The sequence below is a fragment of the Pseudomonas sp. NPDC090755 genome (assembly GCF_044769005.1).
Taxonomy (GTDB): domain Bacteria; phylum Pseudomonadota; class Gammaproteobacteria; order Pseudomonadales; family Pseudomonadaceae; genus Aquipseudomonas.
Map to the genome: position 1 here is coordinate 24,697 of NZ_JBIVXC010000001.1, position 22,838 is coordinate 47,534.

Here is a 22,838-nt window from a genome sequence, read left to right on the forward strand (position 1 = left end):
TAGGTCGCAATCGCGGGGCAAGCCCGCTCCCACACCCATTCAGAAACGAAAAAGCCCCGACCAGGTCGGGGCTTTCCATTCAACTGCTCTGCACCTTAGTGGTTGGCAGTCTTGCCGGCAGGCATGGCTTCCTTGCTGCGCCAGTGCGGCAGGGAGTTCCAGTAGCGCTGGCCCTTGGCATCGTCGTACATGCCTTCCCAGCGAGCGATAACCAGTACCGCCAGGGCGTTGCCGATCACGTTCAGAGCGGTACGCGCCATGTCCATGATGCGGTCGACACCGGCGATGAAGGCCAGGCCTTCCAGCGGAATACCGACGCTGCCCAGGGTGGCCAGCAGGACCACGAAGGACACGCCCGGCACGCCGGCGATACCCTTGGAGGTGACCATCAGGGTCAGGACCAGCAGCAGCTGCTGGCTCAGCGACAGGTCGATGCCGTACAGCTGGGCGATGAAGATGGCCGCGATGCTCTGGTACAGGGTCGAACCATCAAGGTTGAACGAGTAGCCGGTCGGTACCACGAAGCTGCAGATGGCCTTCGGCGCACCATAGGCTTCCATCTTCTCGATCACGCGCGGCAGCACGGTCTCGGAGCTGGCGGTGGAGTAGGCCAGGACCAGTTCGTCCTTGAAGATGCGCATCAGCTTGAGGATCGAGAAGCCGAACAGGCGTGCGATCAGGCCCAGCACCATGAAGCCGAAGAAGGCGATGGCGAAGTACACCAGCAGCACCAGCTTGGCCAGTGGCAGCAGCGAGGCGAAACCGAAGTTGGCGACGGTCACGGCGATCAGGGCGAATACACCGATCGGCGCGTAGTTCATGATCATGTGAGTGACCTTGAACATGGTTTCCGACACGCCCTGGAAGGTTTTCACCAGCGGGTCGCGGATGTCCGCCTGCAGGCTCGACAGACCCAGGCCGAACAGCACCGAGAAGAAGATGATCGGCAGCATTTCACCGCGCATCAGCGCTGCGAAGATGTTCGACGGGATCAGGTTGAGGATGGTCTCGATGAACGCATGCTCATGCTGAACCTCGGCCGCCGTGGCCTGGTACTTGGAGATGTCGACGGTACCCAGGGTGCTCATGTCGATGCCGGCGCCCGGGTGGAAGAGGTTGGCCAGGACCAGGCCGACTACGATCGCGATGGTGGTGACCACTTCGAAGTAGATGATGGTCTTCAGGCCGATACTGCCGAGTTTTTTCGCATCGCCAACCCCGGCGATACCCACGACCAGCGACGAAATCACGATCGGGATGACGATCATCTTGATCAGGCGAATGAAGATGTCACCGGCAGGTTGTAGGACGTTACTGATCCACCATGCCTTTTCTGCACTGAAATGATTCAGCACTGCGCCGATGGCAATCCCGAGTACCAGACCGATGAGGATCTGCCAGGCGAGGCTTAGCTTTGCCTTCTTCATGTCGTTACCTTTTCTTCAAGTGGAAACGGGCACCTGGCTGATAACCGCGATCCAGAGCTGTTCCCAGCGACTGTGATCGATTTTTGTCATCAACTGGCACACCGTAAAAGGTCACCGCAAGCGAGCGTGAGAACGCTCAGGCCAGCGAAAAAAGGCGCAACTATTCCGACGCGGGGGTGCCCCGTCTAATGCCGTAAACGACTACCCTATGCCGAATCGGCATGATATTTCTGCCGCAAAACGGGCGTCCCAGAGGGTTGATTGTAGAGCGTTCGGAATTCCGACTATGGTCAAAGCGCCATATTTCGGCAGAATTGGACGTATCCACCTGAGTGCAAACCGTCGTTGTTCGACAATCCGAATGCGTGAAACTGGCTCGGTGCCCACATCGATTGGGGGTGAAAAAATATCGATGTACGGTTGCGCGGAAATATGCCTTGGGACTGTAGGAGAAATAGTTCAGTAGGCGGGGATTGATGGCAGATTGCTATAGGCGACGCGGAAGCCAGATCAGAAATAACCCTGCGAATCAGGACATCCAACCTGTAACTCCCGCTGCCGCTTTACCTGACCCGGCCCTCATCGGAGGCACTCCTTGTACCCCTAGGCCCCTCCGATCCTGAAACAATCAGAGCAGCCCGGCCCCTTGATCATGCGCCAGCCCTCCTCGGGCGGGCGCATCATAGAAGCTTGAAACAGCAAAAGGTTCAGCCTCTATCTCTGTACATGAATGCCCGGACGCATTCCGTACGCATTCGATTCACGCTTGAGTCGCTCCATCTTTCGATGAATTCGGGGTCCTGGGCCAACCACGGGTCGGCCCGGACCTGGCCGTCATTGGCCGCCATTGCCGCTGTACTGCCACCTATTGATAAGGGTGGCAGCCAGGGCTCTGTACAGCGTCCCTTGCATGGTCAACCTCTACCGCGACGACCGAAGATGAAGGAAGCCACGAACAGCACCAGGAAGACAATGAAGAGAATCTTCGCGATACCGGTAGCGGCGCCGGCGATACCACCGAAGCCCAGCACGGCAGCGACAATGGCGATAATCAGGAAGGTGATGGCCCAGCTCAACATGGTGATTCTCCTTACCGTTGGGAAAGCAATTTTCTGTGCAGCGTCAGAACACCCAGCGTTCACGTGGCAGCGGAGCCTCGATGGTGACGGTGATAGCCGCCGTCGGCCGGGTTCGCATCAATACCGTGGCGCCAGGCGTTGGCGCCCTGACCACCAGGGCTGAACGGGCAGGGACGACGCGGGTATCTTGGGCATCCTGCCAGGCGTGATGAAGCTGACCGGCAACCAGGGTCAGCAGCACAGGCAGACTGAAGAACAGCCCCTGGCACAGCCGAAGCTCGGAAATCTGCACGAAAGTGGCGGTATGGTGGCTCATGCCGTGCTCCTCCTGCTGCAGTCTGATTGTTGTCTTACAACAGTCATTGCAGCGTGCATGCCAGCCTTTCCTTGATTAAGCGTCCATATAAATCAATGAGTTAAAAAGCTGGCGCGCGCGTATGAGCCCGTATCCTGCACGATCCCTCCGGTGGCACCGTGCGATTTGCATGATCGGCCCGGCACCAGAGACAGCAACTCAAGCCCTCTCGGCCACAAGCTAGTATGCAAAGACAGGGGGGAATCAGAATAAATCATGCAACTTGCCCGATATTTCCGACACTAACCTAGTACATTCTTAAAAGGAGCGTAGGAAATGGAGTCAGCTCAGGAGCACCAAGGCCGCATTCTGTTGGTCGATGATGAGTCCGCCATCCTGCGCACTTTCCGCTACTGCCTGGAGGATGAAGGCTACAGCGTGGCCACCGCCACCAGCGCGGCCCAGGCCGAAACTCTGCTGCAACGCCAGGTCTTCGACCTGTGTTTCCTCGACCTGCGCCTGGGCGAAGACAATGGCCTGGATGTCCTGGCCCAGATGCGCATCCAGGCGCCCTGGATGCGGGTGGTCATCGTCACAGCCCATTCGGCGGTCGATACCGCAGTCGATGCGATCCAGGCCGGCGCCGCCGACTACCTGGTCAAACCTTGCAGCCCCGACCAACTGCGCCTGGCCACCGCCAAGCAACTGGAAGTTCGCCAGCTGTCGGCAAGGCTGGAAGCGCTGGAAGGTGAATTGCGCAAGCCCAAGGACGGCCTGGACTCCCACAGCCCGGCCATGATGGCGGTGCTGGAGACTGCCCGCCAGGTCGCCAGCACGGATGCCAATATCCTCATTCTTGGTGAATCGGGCACCGGCAAGGGCGAACTGGCCAGCGCCATCCATGGCTGGAGCAAACGGGCACGCAAAGCCTGTGTGACCATCAACTGCCCGTCGCTGACAGGCGAGTTGATGGAAAGCGAGCTGTTCGGCCATAGCCGGGGTTCGTTCACCGGGGCCAGCGAAAGCACCCTGGGCCGGGTCAGCCAGGCGGATGGCGGAACCCTGTTTCTTGATGAAATCGGCGATTTTCCCCTTACCCTCCAGCCCAAACTGCTGCGTTTCATCCAGGACAAGGAATACGAGCGGATCGGCGACCCGGTGACCCGCCGCGCCGACGTGCGCATTCTGGCCGCGACCAACCTCAATCTGGAGGACATGGTGCGCGAAGGGCGCTTCCGCGAAGACCTGCTGTACAGGCTGAATGTGATCACCCTGCACTTGCCGCCGCTGCGCGAACGCAGCGAGGACATCCTGGCCCTGGCCGACCGTTTCCTGGCCCGTTTCGTCAAAGAATACTCACGCCCTGCACGTGGCTTCAGCGATGAAGCACAGGCGGCGCTGCTCAATTACCGTTGGCCAGGCAACATTCGTGAACTGCGCAACGTGATCGAGCGCGCCAGCATCATCTGCCCCCAGGAGCGGGTCGAGGTCAACTACCTGGGCATGGCCGAGCAACCAGCGGGCAATGCACCCCGCATCGGCGCCGCCTTGAGCCTGGATGAATTGGAACGGGCGCACATCGAAGCGGTGCTAGCCACCAGTGAAACCCTCGACCAGGCGGCCAAGACCCTGGGGATCGATGCCTCGACCCTGTACCGCAAGCGCAAGCAATACAACCTATGAAATGGGCAATGAAACTGCGCACACGGCTTTTCCTCAGCATCTCGGCGCTGATGACCGTCGCCCTGCTGGGGTTGCTGCTGGGCCTGGTCGGCGTGCTGCAGATGGCCAGCTCGCAGCAGGCCATGATCCGGGAAAACTCCATCACCCTGGAACTGGGCCTGAAACTGCGGCAGAACCTCGGCGAACAATTGACCCGGATCCTCGACGACTCGAGCAACGCACGGGCCCTTGAGCCCCTGCAACGGCAATTCCAGCAATTGCTCGACGAAGGCGCCAGCCATGAAAGCGCAAGCGGCAGCCCGCAAGGATTCGCCAACGCCAGGCGCAGCTATCAACACTACCTGCAGGCCTTGCGCAACAACGCTGCTTCGCCACGCAGCCTCGACGCCGACCAGCCGCTGGGCAAGGCGTTCAATACCTTGCGCAGTGACCTGGTCAATGCGCACAAGCACGCCCTGGAGCAACTCAATCAGAGCCAACAGCAGTCCCATGTACGCGCGCTATTGATTTCAGGCCTGTTGGGGCTGGTAGGGCTGGCGGTACTGATCCTTGGTTTCGTCACCGCCCATGGCATTGCCCAACGTATCGGCCAGCCTGTCGAGGCCCTGGCCAAGGCCGCCGACCAGATCGGCCAGGGCGACTTCAAGGTGACCCTGCCGGTGTCCCAGACCCTGGAGCTGAACCAGCTGACCCGACGCTTTGGCTTGATGGCCGAAGCCTTGCGCAAGCACCAGGCAACCAACATCGACGAACTGCTCGCCGGTCAGCAACGGCTGCAAGCGGTGCTCGACAGTATCGATGACGGTTTGCTGATCATCGATCGCAAAGGCCGCCTGGAACACATCAACCCGGTGGCCCAGCGGCAACTGGGTTGGGACGCCAGTCGCCTGGGCAGTGGCCTGGGTGAAGCCTTGCAGCGCCCGGAACTCGATGAGCAACTGCGCCTGGTGCTGCGTGGCGGCAGCCTGGAGCGGGCGCCGGAAGACCTGAGCCTGGAAATAGATGAAGAGCCACGTCTGCTGACCTACAGCCTGACCCCGGTCTGCCATCCTGAAGGGCAGATTCTCGGCGCAGTCATGGTGCTCCATGACGTCACCGAGTTGCGCGCGTTCGAGCGGGTGCGCAGTGAATTTGTCCTGCGTGCCTCCCACGAGTTACGCACGCCCGTCACCAGCATGCACATGGCTTTCGGCCTGCTGCGTGAACGCCTGAACTTTGCAGAGGGTTCCCGAGAAACCGACCTGCTGGCAACCATTACCGAAGAGATGCAGCGCCTGACCCAATTGGTCAACGACCTGCTGAATTTCTCCCGCTACCAGAGCGGCCAGCAGAAGCTCGAACTGATCCCTTGCGCGGTCGACGAACTGTTGGCCCGCGCGTGTGAGCGCTTTGCCGGGGCGGCAGGAGACAAAAAGATTGAACTGAAAGTGGAACTGGCGACGCCGCTGCCACACCTGCTGATCGATCCGGCGCAGATGGACCGGGTGATGGATAACCTGCTGGACAACGCCGTGCGCCATACCCCGGTAGCCGGTAGCATTCGCCTGCACGCCAGGCGGCATGCCGAGCGGGTGATCATCAGCATCGAAGACAATGGCGAGGGTATTGCCTACGGCCAACAGGCACGGATCTTCGAACCGTTCGTCCAGGTCGGGCGCAAGACAGGCGGGGCAGGTCTGGGCCTGGCTTTGTGCAAGGAGATTGTCCTGCTGCATGGCGGACGCATGGGGGTTTACTCACGTCCAGGGCAGGGATCCCAGTTCTACATGGCCCTGCCGGTCTGACGCGGTTCGGGTTCAGGCCTCATCATCGATTCGCCGGGACATCACCCGGCGACCGCGGGTGATCAGTTCGACGAACTGACGGGCACTGAGCGGATGGGCGAACAGCCAGCCCTGGCCGTAATTCACCCCCTCGCTGTTGAGCAACATGGCCTGGTCTTCATATTCGATACCTTCGGCAATCACCCGCAGTTGCAGCGCATGGGCCATACGGATGATATGGGGCGCCACGCCGCTGCTGGCGGCATCATGGCCGAGGGCATCGATAAAGGCCTTGTCGATTTTCAGGCAATCCACCGGCAGGGTCTGCAGGTAGGCGAGGCTGCAATAGCCGGTACCGAAGTCGTCGATCAGCACCTGATGGCCGACCGCGCGCAAGGCTTGCAGGTTGTCACGGGCGACCACCACATCGATCAGGCCTCGCTCGGTAACCTCGAACGCAATCTGGCTGGCCGACACATGATGCAAGGCCAGCAGCCGCGCCGCGACCCGCCCGATCCTGGGCACCATCACATCGCAGGCCGCCAGGTTGACCGAGATATAGAGTTGCCGGTTGGCCCGCAGCACCTGCCCGAGCTGCTCAAGCACCCGCTGCAGGACAAAATCGGTGATCTGGCGAATCTGCCCGGTATTTTCCGCCAGGGGAATGAACAGCTCGGGACTTGTGAGGGTGCCATCGGGTCGACGCCAGCGCACCAGGGCTTCGGCGCCGACACAACGGCGGCTGTTGAGTTCGAAAATCGGTTGATACAACACCTGCAGCTCGCCGCGGCGCAAGGCCCCCTGCAACTCGGAACTCATCGAGCGACGCTGGCGCACCAGTTGCAGCACCAACCAGCCAATGCACCAGGCCAGGACCAGGCTGCCGGGAAATAACAGCCAGAGCACACCGTTCATCTTCAATGGCAGGCTGGCCCGGGGGGCGATCAGGACCAATTGGTAATCGGGTGACTTGGTCGGCATTCGGTAGATCAACCGGTCAGGCAGCTCCAGCAGTGCATCCCGGGACTTCGGTGGCCAGTCGACCGACGGCGGCCAGGTCTGTGGCGGGCCCAGTACCGGCACTGCGCGGGTACCGTTATCCAGCACCACCAGCAAACTCCCCTTCGGCGGCAGGTCGACCACATCGGTCAGGTGGCCACGGGACGTGGCTACGAGAAACTTGCCGCGCCCGAGCATCAGCGCAGCGATATTATCGTCCGGTTCGGTCGTGGTGTTCAGCCAGTAGCTGTAGGTCGGCCCCTTGATGTCTGGCGGCCGCAAGGGTTTGATCGTACGTTCGCCAATCCGGTTGGAACAGGCCATGGTGCCATCGACATAGGCGGCCTCATAAACGAAGCGATAGTTGAAGCCGATCTGCTGCAGGGCCCGCAGCATATTGGCGTCGCAGCCGCGCAAGGGCTGTAGCTGCAGCTCATCGACGCCTTCGCGCAACTGCCCGAAAATCTGCTCCAGTCGGGCGAGGAAGCGCTCGCCCTTGGCGTTCATCTGCTCGCTTTCGCTCTGTTGCACCTGGTGCATGGCCACGCCGACGCTGGCTAACAGCAACAGGATCGCGCTGGCCGAAGCCGCGAGAGAGGCCAGTAACCAGGGGCGGTAAAGCACGTGGCGCAACAAGGACAAGGCAGCTGACATCAAGAAACACCCAGTTGAATACCAAGAGGTATAGCAACTGGCAGAGAAGTCAGCCTGCCCGTTGGGCGGCGCCGTTCAATCAACGGCTGTTGAGCACCTGCAACATCGCGGCTGTCTGGGCGTCTGGCACACCGTCGAAACGCTGCGGACGGAAGCGCATCTGGAACGCTGCCAGCACATGTTTGGTGCTGACGTCGTACACGCCGGTCTGCTCAATTGCATAGCCGAAACGTGCCAGTTGCTGCTGATACCAGGTGATGCTCGGTGGGTTGATGTTGAACCGGGCCTGCTGCTGAGCTACCGCGCGCGCATCAGGCCAGACACCCAGGCCAGCATCGGCCAGGCGCTTCCAGGGAAACAGCGGACCCGGGTCCAGTTTGCGCGCCGGCGCAATATCACTGTGGCCAATGATGTAACGGGGCTGGATGTTGTTGCGTTTGACAATATCCTTGAGCAACGCGATCAGCGCCTCGATCTGCGCTTCGGTGTAAGGCTGCCAGACCCGCCCTGTCGGCGTATCGGTGAAGCCGGGGTTGACGATCTCGATGCCAATGGAGCTGGAATTGAGCCAGGTCCGGCCGTCCCACTGGCTGTCGCCGGCATGCCAGGCGCGACGGCTTTCATCGACCAGCTGATAGATAGTGGCCGGTGAGTCGCCGACCAGGTAATGGCTGCTGACCTCACCATGGGTCAGCAAGGACAGGGAGCGGTCCAGCGGGGCATTGGTGTAGTGCAGGACAACGAACTGGATACGGTTGTCCTGGTTGACCGACGGGTGGCTGCGGTCGATCCGCAAGCCGCTGCTGCAGCCTGCCAGGGTCAACAGCAGGAGCGCGGTGAAAAACGCTTTCATGGGATGGGCACATGTGATGATTTGCAATGCAATAGCATAACGTATCTACGGGTCGGCCACTTATCCCTGTTCGACCCGATTTCTACCCAGATGTTTCGCCCGGTACAGCGCTTCGTCCGCACGCTGGAGCACCACCTCGCTACGCTCGCCAGGGCGAAACGCACTGATGCCGATCGACAGGGTGATGGTGACGCGCTCGCCCTTGAAGTGGAACGGGCAAGCCTCGACCACCTGACGCAGGTTCTGCGCCAGCTGATAGCCGTTGACCAGGGAGGTCTGCGGAACCAGCAAGACGAACTCCTCACCGCCGAACCGGGCGATGAAGTCCCGTGCACGCAAGCGCTTGCGCAGTTCGTTGGCGACAATCTTGAGCACTTTGTCACCGGCCAGGTGGCCATAGCTGTCGTTGATCCGCTTGAAATGATCGAGGTCGAGGATGGCCATCAGCAGGTGCCCGCCCTGTTCCTGCCAATGCAGGACCTCCTGGTCTACCCGCTCCGACCAGGCGGCGCGGTTGGGCAGGCCAGTGAGCGGGTCGATCAGGGCCTTCTGCCGCTGCTCCTCCAGGTGCTCGCGATAGCCCATGGCTTCCTGCTCCATGCTGGCTACACGCTCGGCCAGTCCCTGCAGGCGGCCGGCCATCTCCTGCTCACGCTGATCGCGCTGGCGCTGGTGCTGGTCCATGGTGCCCAGCAGGCCTTCGAGACGGTTTTCCAGAATGTGCTTGAGGCTGTCCAGGTCGGCTGCGCCCTGGACACTGCTCTGCAGGCCGTCGACCTGTTCGCGCAACTGACTGTCCAGGTCCCGGGCAGCCGTGCTGTTGTCGGCATGACCGGCACTGGCTTCCTGCAGGTGGCTCTGGAAGGACTCCAGGCGCTCGTTCAGTTGTTGCAGGTAAGCTTCGAACTCATGCTGGCCGCTGTCGTTGATGGCCAGCATGAGCACGGCCAGATCATCCAGTACAGGCAGCAGTTCGTACCAGTTCAGGCCATGTTCCAGACGTTCGCGTACCGATTGTGCCTGGGCTTTGTGCCGTTCCGGCAAGCTCAGGTCATTGAGCAGGCCCAGCAGGGTATCCTCGATATGCTCGGCCACCGAGCTATAGGACGGTTCGGTGCCGTCGGGCAGGGCATAGTGCGCAGCTTCGTCAGGTGTTTCACTGGCCTGGGGCTGTGCGTCCTCAGCGGTCGTTGTCACGACAGGATCGTCTTCTTCCGGTACCAGCGGCATTTGCGCTGCTTCGTCCACCTGCGCTGCATCGACCGGCACGTCCGGTTGGACAGCCTGTGCCACCTCCAGGGGCTGCAACTCGTCGACGTCCGCAGGCTCAATGTCCGTGGGCACAGGTTCGACAGCTGGCAACATCACAGGCTGGACAACGACTGGCGCCGAGGCCTGGGCCTCGCCTGCCAACACCGGCTGCAACATGAGCTCCGGCGCCTCCTCGCGCCCACCGAACAGGCGCTGCAGCAGACCGGGACGCTGCGCCTCTTCAGGTCGCTCCAGCGCCGCCAGTGCCTGACCCTGCAGGCCACTGAGCTCACCCAGCAGCAGCGGCATCTCGCGAGACTGGCTGGCACGGGCCTCCAGTTGCTTGGCGAACTTCTTCAATGGCCGGCTGACTTCGCTGGGCAGGGGCAGGCCTTGCAGCTGGGTGACCAGCGAGTTCAGCGCAGTGCCCACCTGGGCAATACGGGTTGCGCGGCGCTGCTCGGAGTCGAGCACGGCTTTTTCCAGGCGCGGAATCAGGCCGGCCAGGGCGGCATCCATGTTGTCGGTGCGGATGACTTCGCGCATTTCCTTCATGCACTGGTCGACCGCCCGGTCACTACCCTCGGCAGCCAGGGTGCTGCGCACCAGGCCACGGCGCAACAAGTCGAGGCGGGCTTCCCAACGGCGCTCCAGCTTTTCCTGCTGTTCGATACTCTTGAGGTACTTTTCTTTCCAGCGCTGGGCTTCGTCGGTCATGCCTGGGTCCGCAAACGGGTGATGGCAATTAGCTCAAAGCGGGCAGCGTATCCACAGTCAGTGCATCAGGCAAACGAATCTCAACCGCGACCGGTAGATGATCGGAAATGGGCTGGGCCAGGACCTCGACCCGCTCCAGGGTGAGGCTCGGGCTGAGCAGGATATGGTCGAGGCAGCGCTGCGGCCGCCAGCTGGGGAAGGTGGCTTGCACCTGAGGGGCGACCAGGCCCAGGTCGCGCAGGGGCGAGCGCTCGAGCAGGTCGTTGGCGTGGGTGTTCATGTCGCCCATCAGCACCTGATGACGGTAGCCGCCGATCAGTTCGCGGATGTAGGCCAGTTGCAGGGCGCGCGTCTTGGAACCCAGCGCCAAGTGCATCATGACGACGACCAGGGCATCTTTGCCCTCGCCAAACCGCACCAGGATTGCCCCGCGCCCAGCAGGACCTGGCAGGGGGTGATCTTCGAGCAATTGCGGCTTGAGCCGACTGAGTACGCCATTGCTGTGCTGGGCAAACCGACCGAGGTTGCGGTTGAGCTGCTGGTACCAGTAGGGGAAGGCACCGAGCTGGGCCAGGTGTTCGACCTGATTGACGAAGCCGGAGCGAAGGCTGCCGCCATCGACCTCCTGCAGCGCCACCAGGTCGAAATCTCCCAACAGGCTACCGATCTTCTGCAGGTTGCCGGCACGTCCAGTGTGCGGCAGCAGGTGCTGCCAGCTTTTGGTCAGGTAGTGCCGGTAACGCTCGGTACTGATGCCCACCTGGATGTTGAAACTGAGCAGGCGCAGTCGGCCATCCTCTGGCAGGCCGTTAGCCTGCAGGTGATGTTCGTTGACCTGCGGATGGTGCAGGCCAACGCTACGCTCGGTTCTCCAGCGGCGCATGATGGGCGCCGCTTACTTGGCGGCGCGCTCCTTGGCGATCAGCTGGTCGGCGACGTTCAGCACGCCTTCCGGACCGCCGGCAGTGCCCAGGTCGAACAGGTACTTGCCGTTGACGACCATGGCGGGAACGCCTTTGACATCGTACTTCTTGGCCAGGTCCCGTGCTTGCTTGACCTGTCCGTCGATAGCGAACGACTTGAAGGTGGTCAGGAACTTGTCCTTGTCCACACCTTGGGTGGCCAGGAATTCAGCCATGTCTTCCGGCTTGGTGAGCTGCTTGCGCTGGTTCTGGATGGCATCGAACACGGCTGCATGGACCTTGTGCTCCACACCCATGGCTTCCAGGGTCAGGAACATCCGGCCGTGGGCATCCCATGGGCCGCCGAACATGGCAGGTACGCGTCTGAAGTTCACATCCTTGGGCAGCTTTTCAGCCCATGGGTTGATGGTCGGCTCGAAGTGATAGCAATGCGGGCAGCCATACCAGAACAGCTCGACCACTTCGATCTTGCCAGGCACCGAGACCGGTACCGGGTTGCTCAGCTCGGTATACTGCTTGCCGGCTTCGATAGGCTCGGCGGCCTGGGCGGTCATACCGAACACGCTGGCGGCAACCAGCGTGGCGCTGAGAATCAGATTACGCATGCTTCACTCCTGAGCAGTCTATTGGGTCGCCTCGACACGACCTGGATTAAGACAGGTCGAAGCGGGCCCGAGTTCGTTAGTGTAACGGCAGCGGGCATAAAAAAGGGCGACCGAAGTCGCCCTTTTCATCATTACGCCGCAGTATTAACCCAGCGTTAACGTATCACCCCGGGATCAGTGCAGGCCCTGGATATAGCTGGACAGCGCTTCGATGTCCTTGTTGCTGAGCTTGGCCGCAATCGAACGCATGGTCATGGCGTCGCCGTCGTTGGTACGGTTGCCTTCGCGGAAGTCGGTCAGCTGCTTGGTCACATATTGCGAGTGCTGGCCGCCCAGGTGCGGGAAGCCGGCCAGGGCCAGGCCTGCGCCGTTCGGCGAGTGGCAGCCCGTGCAGGCGGGCATGCCTTTTTCCAGGTCGCCGCCGTTGAACAGGGCCCTGCCACGCTCGACCAACTTCGGATCGGCCGCGCCCACGCTGCCTTTCTGGCTGGAGAAGTAGGCGGCGATGTCCGCCAGGTCCTGGTCGCTGAAAGCTGCTAGCATGCCGGTCATTTCCAGCACGGTGCGCTTGCCCGACTTGATATCGTGAAGCTGTTTCTCCAGGTACCGCTGACCCTGGCCTGCAAGTTTCGGGAAGTTCGGCGCCAGGCTATTGCCATCCGGGTTGTGGCAAGCGCCACATACAGCAGTTTTGGCCTGACCAGCAGCGGCATCGCCCTTGATACTGTCTGCGGCACTGGCGACACCAGTGACACCCAAGGTCAACAGCAGACTCACGAGTAGTTTGTTCATCAGCTAATCCAACTACGGCTAAGGGTGAAAGAGTTATGTATCGGGACTCTGGCTCATCCAGTGGATGATCGCCTGGTAGTCCTCGGCACTGCAGTCCATGCACAATCCACGCGGCGGCATAGCCTTGAAACCCTGGGTGACACGCACCACCAGTACCTCTATACCCTGCGCCAGCCTTGGCTCCCAGGCCGCACGGTCACCCGCTTGCGGGGCCTGTGGCAGCTGCCCGGCGTGACAAGCCGCGCAACTGCGGTTGTACAACACCTCGGGATCCTGTGTAGCCTGAGCGCTGAAAAACGGTATCAAGACACCGACAACAAGCAGCCATTTCGTCATGCGAACGACCTTTCAGGGTTGGGGGCTGCACTGCGTTCTACTGCGCAAGCTTGAATCCGATGCCCCCGTGCACATCCTCCTACGCTGGGATAATGCGCACACAAAAACTGGGGCATTATATACTCCCGTTGCTGAAACGGAAACGACACCACCCGCCGAGACCCTCTCGCGCAACGCCCAACCGGATAAACCATGCAAGTCAAAAACCCCATCCTCGGTCTCTGCCAACAGGCCAAATTCGCTCTCAGCGCTGCCAAGGTCGACCAGTGCCCGCAAGACCAGGGTTATGAAGTAGCCTTCGCCGGCCGCTCCAACGCCGGCAAGTCCAGCGCACTGAATACCTTGACCCACGCCAGCCTGGCGCGCACCTCGAAAACCCCGGGGCGCACCCAGCTGTTGAATTTCTTCAGTCTGGACGATGAACGGCGTTTGGTCGACTTGCCGGGCTACGGTTATGCAAAAGTTCCGATCCCGCTCAAGCAGCACTGGCAAAAGCACCTGGAGGCCTATCTGGGCAGCCGCGAGTGCCTCAAGGGCCTGATCCTGATGATGGACGTGCGCCATCCGATGACCGACTTCGACAAAATGATGCTCGACTGGTCCCAGGCGGCCGGCATGCCCATGCATATCTTGCTGACCAAGGCCGACAAACTGACCTTCGGCGCAGCCAAGAACACCCTGCTCAAGGTGCAGTCGGAAATCCGCAAGGGCTGGGGCGATGCCGTGACCATCCAGCTGTTCTCGGCGCCAAAGCGTCAGGGCGTTGAAGAAGCCTACGGCGTGCTGGCCAACTGGATGGAACTGCCTGACAAGCCCGCCGAATAAGGGCTGCCCGGCAAACACCGGGCAAAAAAAACCCCGGACTTCGTATGGGGAGGGGGAAGTTCGGGGTTCAAGTTCCGGACCGCTAGGGCGGGGTCCAGATATCTGCCAACACTTAACACAACATAGGAGCATCGAAGGGCTTCACCAGCCATTCAGTTACTCTGAGTCGTGGTTCGGCGTTTAGTTCCTGGCGTTTAGAAACTATTTGCGATAGACGGGGAATTTTTCGCGCCGACGTACCATAAGGGCCAGAAAGCCGCGACGATATGCCGCAGCTTTTCCCGGCAGTTAGCTGCATTTTTAATGCGCTTCGTCCCAGTTCGCCCCCACACCCACTTCTACCAGCAGGGGAACATCGAGTTGTGCCGCATTGCTCATGTGCGGACGAATCTGTTCACGCACCTGCTCGACCAGGTCTTCACGCACCTCCAGCACCAATTCGTCATGCACCTGCAGGATCACCCGGGCATCCAGGCCCGATTCAGTCAGCCAGTTGTCCACAGCCACCATGGCACGCTTGATGATATCGGCCGCGGTGCCCTGCATTGGCGCGTTGATCGCCGTGCGCTCGGCGCCTTTGCGCAAGGCCGGGTTCTTCGCATTGATGTCCGGCAAGTACAGCCGGCGACCGAACAGGGTTTCGACGAAGCCTTGCTCGGCGGCCTGCGCGCGGGTGCGCTCCATGTAGGCTAGCACGCCCGGATAACGGGCGAAGTAGCGGTCGATATAGGCCTGGGACTGCTTGCGGTCCACGCCGATCTGCTTGGCCAGGCCGAAGGCGCTCATGCCATAGATCAGACCGAAGTTGATCGCCTTGGCGCTGCGCCGCTGGTCGGTGGTGACATCGGCCAGTTCGACGCCGAATACCTCGGCCGCCGTTGCCCGGTGCACGTCCAGGTTGTTGCGGAAGGCGTGCAACAAGCCCTCGTCCTTGGCCAGGTGGGCCATGATGCGCAGTTCGATCTGCGAGTAGTCCGCCGCCAGCAGCTTGTAACCGGGGGCAGCGATGAAGGCCTGGCGGATCCGACGGCCTTCGGCGGTACGGATCGGGATGTTCTGCAGGTTCGGGTCGCTGGACGACAGGCGGCCAGTGGCCGCCACCGCCTGCTGGTAGGAGGTGTGGATACGCCCGGTGCGCGGGTTGATCTGCTCCGGCAGGCGGTCGGTGTAGGTGCTCTTGAGCTTGCTCAGCGAGCGGTACTGCATCAGCACCTTGGGCAGCGGGAAGTCCATCTCCGCCAGCTCCGCCAACACCGCTTCGGCCGTGGAAGCCTGGCCCTTGGCGGTCTTGTTGAGCACCGGCATGCCGAGCTTTTCGTAGAGGATCACGCCCAGTTGCTTGGGCGAGCCGAGGTTGAACTCCTCGCCGGCGATCTCGAAGGCTTCACGCTCCAGCTCAACCAGCTTGTCACCCAGTTCGACGCTCTGGATGCCAAGCAGCTTGGCATCGACCAGCGCGCCCTGGCGCTCGATCTTGGCCAGCACAGGCACCAGCGGTATTTCGATGTCGTTGAGCACCGGCAGCACGCTCGGGACCTTGGCCAGCTTCTGCTGCAACACCTGGTGCAGGCGCAGGGTCACGTCGGCGTCTTCGGCCGCATAGGGGCCGGCCTGTTCCAGGGTGATCTGGTCGAAGGTCAGCTGCTTGGCGCCCTTGCCCGCGATGTCCTGGAAGCCGATGGTGGTGTGGTTCAGGTACTTGAGCGCCAGGCTGTCCATGTCGTGGCGGGTGGCCGTGGAGTCGAGCACGTAGGACTCGAGCATGGTGTCGTAGGCCACGCCCCGCATCTGGATACCGTTGGCGATGTCGCCACCGATGGCACAGTTGGCCAGGATGTTCATGTCGTACTTGGCGTTCTGCCCGACCTTGAACTTGTCCGGGTCTTCCAGCAGCGGCTTGAGCGCCAGCAGCACGCTGTCGCGGTCCAGCTGCTCGGGCACACCCATGTAGCTGTGGGTCAGCGGCACGTAGGCGGCCTCATGGGCCTGCACGGCGAACGACAGGCCGACCAGTTGCGCCTGCTGTGCATCCAGACCGGTGGTTTCGGTGTCGAAGGCGAACAGCGGGGCGGCGCGCAGCTTTTCCAGCCAGGCGTCGAAGCGGGCCTGGTCGAGGATGGTTTCGTACTTCGCCTCGACGACCGCCTGCGGCTCGTCGGCAACGATTTCCTGGCCGGCACGCTTGGCATCGCGCTGCACTTCGTCGATCCAGCTCTTGAACTCCATCTCCGTGTACAGCGCCAGCAGGGCATCACGGTCCGGTTCGCCGCAGACCAGCGCGTCGACCTCCACCTCCAGCGGCACATCGATCTTGATGGTCGCCAGTTCATAGGACAGGAACGCCGCGTCACGGTGTTCTTCGAGCTTGGCCGGCAAGGTCTTGGCACCGCGAATGGCCAGGGCCGGCACCTTGTCGAGGTTCTCGTACAGCTCGCGCAGGCCGCCGCCGATGCCGGTCAGCAGGCCAACGGCGGTTTTCTCGCCGACGCCCGGCACGCCTGGAATGTTGTCGACCTTGTCGCCCATGAGGGCGAGGAAATCGATGATGTGTTCAGGACCGACGCCAAATTTCTCGTGCACGCCAGGCACATCGAGCACGCTACCGGTCATGGTGTTGACCAGCGTAATGTGGCCGTCGACCAGTTGCGCCATGTCCTTGTCGCCGGTGGAGATGATCACTGGGCGACCGGCGGCGGCACTGCTGCGGGCCAGGGTGCCGATCACGTCGTCGGCTTCCACCCCTTCGACGCACAGCAGCGGGTAGCCCAGGGCACGGACGCTGGCGTGCAGCGGCTCGATCTGTACGCGCAGGTCGTCGGGCATGCTCGGCCGGTTGGCCTTGTATTCGGCAAACATTTCATCGCGGAAGGTGCCGCCCTTGGCGTCGAACACCACGGCGAACAGGCTGTCCGGGTACTGCTTGCGCAAACTCTTGAGCATGTTCAGCACGCCTTTGACCGCACCGGTCGGCATGCCTTTGGAAGTGGTCAGCGGCGGCAACGCGTGAAAGGCGCGGTAGAGGTATGAGGAACCGTCCACCAGGACGAGGGGAGCTTGGCTCATGAGCAGAATCAACCTTTTCGACGGGCCCGGCGCTAGAATGTCCGGAACATTGACGACAAAGGGACAAGGTTATCATGCGCACACTAAATCGCCTGTTGCTGCTGGGCCTGTTGGCAGTCACTCCGGTCGTCACCCTGGCTGCGGATGATGCGCCATCGGCTGATCCGGAAGTAACCATTCGCACGGAAGGCGACAAAACCATCCAGGAATACCGGCAAAATGGCTTCCTGTATGCAATCAAGGTCACCCCGAAAGGCGGCAAACCTTATTTCCTGGTACGCGCCGATGGCTCGGAGGGCAATTTCATCCGCTCCGACCAGCCGGACATGCTGATCCCCTCGTGGAAAATCTTCGAGTGGTAAGGCGTACCCTTAATATCAACCTGGCACTTCCCAGCAGAAGTGCCCGTATGGGCAATTTTTGATCATGTCAGTCTTCACCCCCCTGACCCGGCCTGAGCTGGAAACCTTTCTGGCGCCGTACGGCCTGGGTCGCCTGCGGGACTTCCAGGGCATTGCCGCCGGTACCGAGAACAGCAACTTCTTTGTCAGCCTGGAACAGGGGGAGTATGTGCTGACACTGGTCGAACGCGGACCGGTCCAGGACCTGCCGTTCTTCATCGAACTGCTGGATGTGTTGCACGAAGCCGACCTGCCGGTGCCCTATGCCCTGCGCGGCACCGACGGCGTGGCCCTGCGCGAGCTGGCCGGCAAGCCGGCGCTGCTGCAACCGCGCCTGCCCGGCAAGCACATCAAGGACGTCAACAACCAGCACTGTGTGCAGATCGGCGAGCTGCTCGGCCACCTGCACCTGGCGACCCGCGACAAGGTCCTGGAACGCAAGACCGACCGGGGCCTGGACTGGATGCTGGAGACCGGCGCCGAACTGATGCCGCGCCTGGGCCAGCAACAGCAACAGTTGCTGCAGGGCTGCCTGGACGAGATCGCCGGGCACAAGGCGCAGATCATGGCCCTGCCGCGCTCCAACCTGCATGCCGACCTGTTCCGCGACAACGTGCTGTTCGAAGGCACCCACCTGACCGGCCTGATCGACTTCTACAACGCCTGTTCCGGGCCGATGCTCTATGACCTGGCCATCACCCTCAACGACTGGTGCTGCGATAAAGAAGGGCGCATCGACGGCCCACGGGCGCGAGCGCTACTGGGGGCCTATGCAGCACTGCGGCCATTCACTTCGGCCGAAGCCCACCTGTGGCCGGTGATGCTGCGCATTGCCTGCGTGCGGTTCTGGCTGTCGCGGTTGATTGCGGCTGAATCCTTTGCCGGGATGGACGTGTTGATTCACGACCCGGCGGATTTCGAAGTGCGCCTGGCGGCGCGTCAGCAGGTGGAAATCGCCCTGCCGTTTGCGCTTTAAAGCATCGCAGGGCAAGCCCGCTCCCACAGAGCCTTGTGGTAGCAACTGTCTTGATTGCCTGGTGGTGTAGCCGCTGCCGCCAGGCTGCGATCGGTCGCGAAGCGACCGTAGAACCTGGCGCCTTCAGTCTGACTGGTACAACGAGGTGACCGGGTTGCGACTGCTGCGCAGTCGATCGCAGCCTCGTTCCTCGGCAGCGGCTACGGGGGTGCGGGCTTGCCCCGCGATCAGCACCTTAGAGCTGTTCCAGGCAGCCCGCCAGATCATTGCCCAGCTTCTCCAGCAACTGCTCATAGCCCCGGGCACTGGCCGATGCCGTTCCCCCCAATGCATCCAGCTCCGCCAGGGTCACCGGCAAGCCTGCCGTCAGGGTCTCGGCCAGTCGAGGACGCAACGGCGGCTCACTGAACACGCAGGTCTTGCCCACTTCCTGCAGGCGCTTGCGCATGGCCGCCACGTGCTGGGCGCCCGGCTGCACTTCGGCGGCCACGCTGAACACACCGGTGTGCTTGAGGCCATAGGCCGACTCAAAGTAGTCGAAGGCTTCATGGAAGACGAAGTAGGGCTTGGCGCTGATACCGGCCATGCGTTTCTTCAGCCGCAGGTCCAGGGCGTCCAGGCGCTCGGTGAATGCCTTGAGGTTAGTCTGGTAACGGGCGGCATTGGCCGGATCCGCTGCACTCAGGTCGCCGGCCATCTTTGCCGCAATCACCCGAGCATTGAACGTCGACAGCCACAGGTGGGCATCCAGGCTGCCGGGGCGATGGTCGTGGTCATGCTCGCCGGCGTCCTCATCATGGTCATGATCATGGGAGTGGCTGTCCTCGCCGAAATGACGCAGCGAAAGGCCGGGCAGGTCCTGTACGGCAACACTGGGCTTGTCGCGCCCCTTGAGCACCCGCGGCAGGAAGCCTTCCATGTCCGGGCCGATCCAGTACAGCAGCTGTGCGTCGCTCACCCGCCGCACATCGGACGGACGCAGGGCGTAGTGATGCGGCGAAGCGCCCGGTGGCAATAACACTTCAGGACTGCCGACACCGTCCTGGACCGCCGCCGCGATCTGCTGCAGGGGCTTGATGCTGGTGAGTACACGGACCTCGGCCTGTGCCTGGGCCATCACCAGGGTGGCGATAAAAGCGACAAAAAGGGCAAAAAATCGGGACACGATGACCACTCAAAGGGGCAGGAACAGGTAACATAATAACGTCTCTAATCAGAACCGTCGCCGCCCATGCCTAAAACCCCGCTGGCCAATCGCCCCCACGACCACTCCCATTGCGTGCACAGCGCCCTGGCCGAGGCCGACGCCCTGTGCGCACGCCAAGGCCTGCGCCTGACCGCTTTGCGCCGTCGCGTGCTGGAGCTGGTCTGGCAGAGCCATAAACCGCTGGGCGCCTATGACATCCTCGCCGTGCTGAGCGAACAGGACGGCCGCCGGGCAGCGCCGCCGACCGTTTATCGGGCCCTGGACTTTCTCCTGGAGAACAGCCTGGTGCACCGCATCGCCTCGCTCAACGCCTTCATCGGCTGCAGCCACCCGGAGCACGCCCACCAGGGGCAGTTCCTGATCTGCCGGGCGTGCCACGTGGCGATCGAACTGGAGCAGACCAGCATCAGCAACGCCATTGTCGCCAGCGCCAAGGAAGTCGATTTCAGCGTCGAGGCGCAGACCGTCGAAGTGGTCGGCCTGTGCGGCAACTGCCGGAGCGCCTGATGAGCAATGCATTGATTCGCCTCGAACAGGTCGGCGTAGCGTTCGCCGGGCAGGCGGTGCTCGACAGCATCGACCTGGCGGTCGAGCCTGGGCAGATCGTCACCCTGATCGGCCCCAACGGCGCCGGCAAGACGACCCTGGTGCGCGCTGTACTCGGCCTGCTCAAGCCACACACCGGCAAGGTCTGGCGCAAGCCACGCCTGCGCATTGGCTACATGCCGCAGAAACTGCAGGTGGATGCCACCTTGCCGCTCTCGGTCCTGCGTTTCCTGCGCCTGGTACCCGGCGTCGATCGCGCCGCTGCCCTGGCGGCGCTGGGCGAAGTCGGCGCCGAGCAGGTGATCGACAGCCCGATCCAGGGGATTTCCGGTGGCGAGATGCAACGGGTGCTGCTGGCCCGGGCGCTGCTGCGCGAACCTGAGTTGCTGGTGCTCGACGAGCCGGTGCAGGGTGTCGACGTGGCCGGCCAGGCCGAGCTCTACAGCCTGATCACCCGCTTGCGCGACCGCCACGGCTGCGGTGTGCTGATGGTGTCCCACGACCTGCACCTGGTGATGAGCACCACCGACCAGGTGGTCTGCCTGAACCGTCATGTCTGCTGCTCCGGCCACCCGGAACAGGTCAGCGGCGACCCTGCCTTCGTCGAGCTGTTCGGCAGCAATGCGCCGAGCCTGGCGATCTACCACCACCATCACGATCACGCCCATGACCTGCATGGGTCCGTGGTTGCACCCGCCCAAGGCGGACATGTACACGGAGAACACTGCAAGCATGGCTGATTTCCTGCTTTACGCCCTGCTCGCAGGCTTGGCCCTGGCCCTGGTCGCCGGCCCCCTGGGGTCTTTCGTGGTCTGGCGGCGCATGGCTTATTTCGGCGACACCCTGTCCCATGCCGCCTTGCTGGGCGTGGCCCTGGGCTTCGTACTGGATGTCAGCCCGGCACTGGCGGTGACAGTCGGCTGCCTGCTGCTGGCGATCCTGCTGGTCACCCTGCAACAGCGCCAGCCACTGGCGTCGGACACCCTGCTGGGAATACTCGCCCCCAGCACCCTGTCACTCGGGCTGGTGGTGCTGAGCTTCATGCACGATGTACGCATCGACCTGATGGCCTACCTGTTTGGCGACCTGTTGGCGATCAGCCCGGGTGACCTGGCCTGGATACTCGGTGGCAGCGCCGCGGTACTGTTGTTGGTGGTGGTGCTCTGGCGCCCGCTGCTGGCGGTGACCGTGCACGAAGAATTGGCCATGGTCGAAGGCCTGCCGGTAACGGCGTTGCGTCTGGCGCTGATGCTGTTGATCGCCGTGGTGATCGCCGTGGCCATGAAGATCGTCGGCGTGTTGCTGATCACCTCGCTGCTGATCATTCCAGCCGCCGCAGCGCAACGCCATGCCCGCTCCCCCGAACAGATGGCCCTGGGCGCCAGCCTGCTAGGGGTGACCGCAGTGTGCGGCGGCCTGGCGCTGTCGTGGTTCAAGGACACCCCGGCCGGCCCGTCGATCGTGGTCTGTGCAGCGGTGCTATTCTTGCTGAGCCTGGCCTTGCCCCGGCGCTGACGCCCAGGGTGCGACCCCGGCGGTTGCACCCTGCGACATTTAAATCATGCAGGGCCTGGAAGAGTTATTCTCGAGTCTGCGGACTGGGTGTAGACTTGGCCGCTTTTTTGCGCAATTAGAGAGCCGCAGGAATGAAGCCGTTCGCCTCCCGTTATCTGCTCCTTGCCGCGTTTTCCCTGATCCTGGCCGCCTGTTCCAGCGCTCCGGTCGACAACGCCGCCACACCTGCCCAGGCCGATGCCTGGCAGCAGCTGGAGCAAAGCATCGCCAGCAGCGAGCTGGCCACCGCCGAAGACCAGCTCGCCGCACTGCAAGCCCAGTACCCCGATGACAGCCGGGTCGAGCAGCACCAGCGGCAGTTGGCTGAGGCCTACCTGCAACGCAGCCAGATCGTTCTGCAACAGGGTGATGTCAACGCCGCCGCCACCGCCCTGAGCCGCGCCCGCGCCCTGATGCCCAAGGCCCCGGCCTTGACCGGCGGGGTCAACGGCGCCATTGCCCAGGCCCGCAAGGCCGAACTGGAAAAGGCCGAAGCCGCCCTGAAGGCCGCCGAAGCCAAGCCGCGCGCCAAGGTGATCGACCCTGCTGCGCCAAGCACAATCGTTGCGCTGAAAACCCGCAATATCGCCGATCTGCGCAAGCAACTCGACGCCATCGCCAGCGATGTGGTGAATTTTCAGTGCGAAGTGCTGTTCCGGGTGCCGCGCAAGGATGATGCCCCTTGGCTCAAGACCTTGCTGGGCAAGCGGGTGAACAAGCTCGACAGCGAATTCGCCTTGCAGCAAACCCACGAAATCCAGCGCAACCAGCCTGCCCAGGTGGTCCTGGTGCCACGCCAGCCCTGAGTCACCGGGTGCCCGCCGGGCACCCGTCGCGCCTGTACCAGCCTTTATGTCCGATACCGACCACTGATCGCGTTATTCCCGCA

General features: G+C 62.3%; 21 protein-coding genes. 9 read left to right on the forward strand and 12 right to left on the reverse strand.

Translation table 11 applies throughout. From position 1 onward, the window contains the following. Positions 1-95 precede the first annotated feature (95 nt). The 3 genes from gltP to ACIQUS_RS00130 all read right to left on the reverse strand — a co-directional run bounded on the left by gltP (position 96) and on the right by ACIQUS_RS00130 (position 2,822). Positions 96-1,427 carry a glutamate/aspartate:proton symporter GltP gene (gltP, locus tag ACIQUS_RS00120; protein WP_403041321.1) on the reverse strand — a complete coding sequence of 444 codons (1,332 nt, stop codon included), beginning with the start codon at positions 1,425-1,427 and terminating at the stop codon, positions 96-98. Between the two features lie 914 nt (positions 1,428-2,341). Continuing rightward, positions 2,342-2,506: a DUF1328 domain-containing protein gene (locus tag ACIQUS_RS00125; protein ID WP_285864437.1), complete on the reverse strand. Its 165-nt coding sequence runs from the start codon at positions 2,504-2,506 to the stop codon at positions 2,342-2,344. A gap of 43 nt (positions 2,507-2,549) precedes the next feature. Continuing rightward, positions 2,550-2,822: a hypothetical protein gene (locus ACIQUS_RS00130; RefSeq protein ID WP_403041324.1), complete on the reverse strand. Its 273-nt coding sequence runs from the start codon at positions 2,820-2,822 to the stop codon at positions 2,550-2,552. Between the two features lie 315 nt (positions 2,823-3,137). Between ACIQUS_RS00130 and algB the strand changes: the two genes are divergently transcribed. Beyond that, a complete protein-coding gene (algB, locus tag ACIQUS_RS00135) occupies positions 3,138-4,484 on the forward strand; it encodes a sigma-54-dependent response regulator transcription factor AlgB (RefSeq protein ID WP_403041327.1) in 1,347 nt (448 codons plus the stop codon). Beyond that, positions 4,481-6,268: a KinB sensor domain-containing domain gene (locus ACIQUS_RS00140; RefSeq protein WP_403041330.1), complete on the forward strand. Its 1,788-nt coding sequence runs from the start codon at positions 4,481-4,483 to the stop codon at positions 6,266-6,268. The genes algB and ACIQUS_RS00140 overlap by 4 nt, the downstream gene beginning before the upstream one ends. Before the next feature lie 12 nt (positions 6,269-6,280). Here the strand turns inward: ACIQUS_RS00140 and ACIQUS_RS00145 are convergent, their stop codons facing one another. The 7 genes from ACIQUS_RS00145 to ACIQUS_RS00175 all read right to left on the reverse strand — a co-directional run bounded on the left by ACIQUS_RS00145 (position 6,281) and on the right by ACIQUS_RS00175 (position 13,377). Continuing rightward, positions 6,281-7,900: an EAL domain-containing protein gene (locus tag ACIQUS_RS00145; RefSeq protein WP_403041332.1), complete on the reverse strand. Its 1,620-nt coding sequence runs from the start codon at positions 7,898-7,900 to the stop codon at positions 6,281-6,283. 79 nt (positions 7,901-7,979) lie between these two features. Continuing rightward, positions 7,980-8,753 (reverse strand): N-acetylmuramoyl-L-alanine amidase, encoded by a 774-nt coding sequence (locus ACIQUS_RS00150; RefSeq protein ID WP_403041334.1) that lies wholly within the window; start codon positions 8,751-8,753, stop codon positions 7,980-7,982. Positions 8,754-8,813: 60 nt separating this feature from the next. Continuing rightward, positions 8,814-10,721 (reverse strand): diguanylate cyclase, encoded by a 1,908-nt coding sequence (locus ACIQUS_RS00155; RefSeq protein ID WP_403041336.1) that lies wholly within the window; start codon positions 10,719-10,721, stop codon positions 8,814-8,816. 28 nt (positions 10,722-10,749) lie between these two features. Continuing rightward, positions 10,750-11,607 (reverse strand): endonuclease/exonuclease/phosphatase family protein, encoded by an 858-nt coding sequence (locus ACIQUS_RS00160; RefSeq protein WP_403043000.1) that lies wholly within the window; start codon positions 11,605-11,607, stop codon positions 10,750-10,752. A gap of 9 nt (positions 11,608-11,616) precedes the next feature. Then, positions 11,617-12,249 carry a thiol:disulfide interchange protein DsbA gene (gene dsbA / locus ACIQUS_RS00165; protein ID WP_403041338.1) on the reverse strand — a complete coding sequence of 211 codons (633 nt, stop codon included), beginning with the start codon at positions 12,247-12,249 and terminating at the stop codon, positions 11,617-11,619. 174 nt (positions 12,250-12,423) lie between these two features. Continuing rightward, on the reverse strand, positions 12,424-13,041 hold the full coding sequence (locus tag ACIQUS_RS00170) for a c-type cytochrome (protein WP_403041340.1): 618 nt from the start codon (positions 13,039-13,041) through the stop codon (positions 12,424-12,426). Between the two features lie 33 nt (positions 13,042-13,074). Next, positions 13,075-13,377 (reverse strand): c-type cytochrome, encoded by a 303-nt coding sequence (locus tag ACIQUS_RS00175; protein WP_403041343.1) that lies wholly within the window; start codon positions 13,375-13,377, stop codon positions 13,075-13,077. Between the two features lie 192 nt (positions 13,378-13,569). Between ACIQUS_RS00175 and yihA the strand changes: the two genes are divergently transcribed. Further along, positions 13,570-14,202 carry a ribosome biogenesis GTP-binding protein YihA/YsxC gene (gene yihA / locus ACIQUS_RS00180; RefSeq protein WP_285864449.1) on the forward strand — a complete coding sequence of 211 codons (633 nt, stop codon included), beginning with the start codon at positions 13,570-13,572 and terminating at the stop codon, positions 14,200-14,202. Between the two features lie 300 nt (positions 14,203-14,502). Here yihA and polA read toward each other — a convergent pair whose 3' ends face one another. Further along, a complete protein-coding gene (gene polA, locus ACIQUS_RS00185; protein ID WP_403041347.1) occupies positions 14,503-17,265 on the reverse strand; it encodes a DNA polymerase I in 2,763 nt (920 codons plus the stop codon). Positions 17,266-17,339: 74 nt separating this feature from the next. On the opposite strand from polA, the gene ACIQUS_RS00190 reads away from it, so the two are divergent. Together ACIQUS_RS00190 and ACIQUS_RS00195 are read left to right on the forward strand one after the other, a co-directional pair. Next, positions 17,340-17,627 carry a DUF2782 domain-containing protein gene (locus tag ACIQUS_RS00190; protein ID WP_285864451.1) on the forward strand — a complete coding sequence of 96 codons (288 nt, stop codon included), beginning with the start codon at positions 17,340-17,342 and terminating at the stop codon, positions 17,625-17,627. Positions 17,628-17,691: 64 nt separating this feature from the next. Further along, positions 17,692-18,642 carry a homoserine kinase gene (locus tag ACIQUS_RS00195; protein WP_403041350.1) on the forward strand — a complete coding sequence of 317 codons (951 nt, stop codon included), beginning with the start codon at positions 17,692-17,694 and terminating at the stop codon, positions 18,640-18,642. 235 nt (positions 18,643-18,877) lie between these two features. On the opposite strand, the gene znuA is transcribed toward ACIQUS_RS00195, so the two are convergent. Beyond that, positions 18,878-19,807 (reverse strand): zinc ABC transporter substrate-binding protein ZnuA, encoded by a 930-nt coding sequence (gene znuA, locus ACIQUS_RS00200; protein ID WP_403041352.1) that lies wholly within the window; start codon positions 19,805-19,807, stop codon positions 18,878-18,880. 66 nt (positions 19,808-19,873) lie between these two features. On the opposite strand from znuA, the gene zur reads away from it, so the two are divergent. From zur to ACIQUS_RS00220, 4 genes are all read left to right on the forward strand, one after another. Further along, complete coding sequence (zur, locus tag ACIQUS_RS00205) at positions 19,874-20,356, forward strand: zinc uptake transcriptional repressor Zur (protein ID WP_403041354.1); 483 nt, start codon at positions 19,874-19,876, stop codon at positions 20,354-20,356. Then, positions 20,356-21,135 carry a zinc ABC transporter ATP-binding protein ZnuC gene (gene znuC / locus ACIQUS_RS00210; protein ID WP_403041356.1) on the forward strand — a complete coding sequence of 260 codons (780 nt, stop codon included), beginning with the start codon at positions 20,356-20,358 and terminating at the stop codon, positions 21,133-21,135. The genes zur and znuC overlap by 1 nt, the downstream gene beginning before the upstream one ends. After that, complete coding sequence (znuB, locus tag ACIQUS_RS00215; protein ID WP_403041358.1) at positions 21,128-21,910, forward strand: zinc ABC transporter permease subunit ZnuB; 783 nt, start codon at positions 21,128-21,130, stop codon at positions 21,908-21,910. The genes znuC and znuB overlap by 8 nt, the downstream gene beginning before the upstream one ends. Before the next feature lie 131 nt (positions 21,911-22,041). Further along, on the forward strand, positions 22,042-22,755 hold the full coding sequence (locus ACIQUS_RS00220) for a PA5502 family lipoprotein (protein WP_403041360.1): 714 nt from the start codon (positions 22,042-22,044) through the stop codon (positions 22,753-22,755). Positions 22,756-22,838 lie beyond the last annotated feature (83 nt).

Coding starts and splice junctions, on each gene's coding strand:
- gltP (WP_403041321.1), bottom strand. CDS start 1,427: ATGAAGAAGGCAAAGCTAAGCCTCGCCTGGCAGATCCTCATCGGTCTG.
- ACIQUS_RS00125 (WP_285864437.1), bottom strand. CDS start 2,506: ATGTTGAGCTGGGCCATCACCTTCCTGATTATCGCCATTGTCGCTGCC.
- ACIQUS_RS00130 (WP_403041324.1), bottom strand. CDS start 2,822: ATGAGCCACCATACCGCCACTTTCGTGCAGATTTCCGAGCTTCGGCTG.
- algB (WP_403041327.1), top strand. CDS start 3,138: ATGGAGTCAGCTCAGGAGCACCAAGGCCGCATTCTGTTGGTCGATGAT.
- ACIQUS_RS00140 (WP_403041330.1), top strand. CDS start 4,481: ATGAAATGGGCAATGAAACTGCGCACACGGCTTTTCCTCAGCATCTCG.
- ACIQUS_RS00145 (WP_403041332.1), bottom strand. CDS start 7,900: ATGTCAGCTGCCTTGTCCTTGTTGCGCCACGTGCTTTACCGCCCCTGG.
- ACIQUS_RS00150 (WP_403041334.1), bottom strand. CDS start 8,753: ATGAAAGCGTTTTTCACCGCGCTCCTGCTGTTGACCCTGGCAGGCTGC.
- ACIQUS_RS00155 (WP_403041336.1), bottom strand. CDS start 10,721: ATGACCGACGAAGCCCAGCGCTGGAAAGAAAAGTACCTCAAGAGTATC.
- dsbA (WP_403041338.1), bottom strand. CDS start 12,249: ATGCGTAATCTGATTCTCAGCGCCACGCTGGTTGCCGCCAGCGTGTTC.
- ACIQUS_RS00170 (WP_403041340.1), bottom strand. CDS start 13,041: ATGAACAAACTACTCGTGAGTCTGCTGTTGACCTTGGGTGTCACTGGT.
- ACIQUS_RS00175 (WP_403041343.1), bottom strand. CDS start 13,377: ATGACGAAATGGCTGCTTGTTGTCGGTGTCTTGATACCGTTTTTCAGC.
- yihA (WP_285864449.1), top strand. CDS start 13,570: ATGCAAGTCAAAAACCCCATCCTCGGTCTCTGCCAACAGGCCAAATTC.
- polA (WP_403041347.1), bottom strand. CDS start 17,265: ATGAGCCAAGCTCCCCTCGTCCTGGTGGACGGTTCCTCATACCTCTAC.
- ACIQUS_RS00190 (WP_285864451.1), top strand. CDS start 17,340: ATGCGCACACTAAATCGCCTGTTGCTGCTGGGCCTGTTGGCAGTCACT.
- ACIQUS_RS00195 (WP_403041350.1), top strand. CDS start 17,692: ATGTCAGTCTTCACCCCCCTGACCCGGCCTGAGCTGGAAACCTTTCTG.
- zur (WP_403041354.1), top strand. CDS start 19,874: ATGCCTAAAACCCCGCTGGCCAATCGCCCCCACGACCACTCCCATTGC.
- znuC (WP_403041356.1), top strand. CDS start 20,356: ATGAGCAATGCATTGATTCGCCTCGAACAGGTCGGCGTAGCGTTCGCC.
- znuB (WP_403041358.1), top strand. CDS start 21,128: ATGGCTGATTTCCTGCTTTACGCCCTGCTCGCAGGCTTGGCCCTGGCC.
- ACIQUS_RS00220 (WP_403041360.1), top strand. CDS start 22,042: ATGAAGCCGTTCGCCTCCCGTTATCTGCTCCTTGCCGCGTTTTCCCTG.